This is a genomic window from Psychromonas sp. Urea-02u-13, assembly GCF_002835995.1.
In the GTDB taxonomy this organism is placed as follows: domain Bacteria; phylum Pseudomonadota; class Gammaproteobacteria; order Enterobacterales; family Psychromonadaceae; genus Psychromonas.
Genome location: NZ_PJBZ01000223.1, coordinates 1 through 749, shown reverse-complemented (window position 1 = coordinate 749; position 749 = coordinate 1). Strand labels below are relative to the sequence as shown.

Genomic DNA, 749 nt, shown 5'->3' with positions numbered 1-749 from the left:
TTAAGACTAAATCAGGCTTTATGTGACAATCCCTTTTTGTAAAGTCGAAATAACATTACCGACTTCAATGATATCTGGGATTGGCATTTTAGTTATTTTCTTGAAGTCTTTTTTAAATTGGTTCGAGTATTCAAGAAGTAACATCGTTAACTTTGCCTTCAGTTAATTCTGAAATAAGTGTTGTGACACTTTCTGCTTTGTTGCCTTTACCTTGTGATAGTTCATATATTGCATTTGCCGTCACACTGTTAGGTTGTTTTACTTTAAGCTCGAAAGGAATGCCACCGTAGTTAATCACGGCGCGAGCAAATAATTTAATAGCTTGTGATGGGCTTAAACCAACTTCATCACAAATGTGTGTAAAGGCCAATTTAGTATCATGGTCAATGCGAGTTGTTAGCATTTCTGTTTTCATAATAGTGTCCAAGTGTATGTGTTTGTATTACATTGTAGTACAAAGGAGTGCAAACGTATACAAATACACACAATGTTCTGGACACCCAAATCTTTTTTCAAGTGTTGATAAATCTGAATATACCTTTGTTTTTGAATGCATTCATAACAAGAAAATGAATCAAAAAAGGGATGTCCGATTTCACTTCTTCTAACAAAAATGCTATTAACGTTCCACGAAATAGGTAAACAAGACAATGCGAGGTTATTTATAAATATGATGGATTTTAAAAGGGGATGTGAGGTGTTTCATGTTTGAATTTAAGACAATCGCGCTTTTTGGTATTACCAGCCAA

1 protein-coding gene is annotated in these 749 nt (G+C 34.0%); it reads right to left on the bottom strand.

Features of this window, described 5'->3' with window-relative positions:
• Positions 1 to 130: 130 nt before the first annotated feature.
• Entirely contained in the window at positions 131 to 415 is a 285-nt protein-coding gene (locus tag CXF74_RS21500) for a type II toxin-antitoxin system RelB/DinJ family antitoxin (protein WP_101084689.1), read from the bottom strand.
• Positions 416 to 749 lie beyond the last annotated feature (334 nt).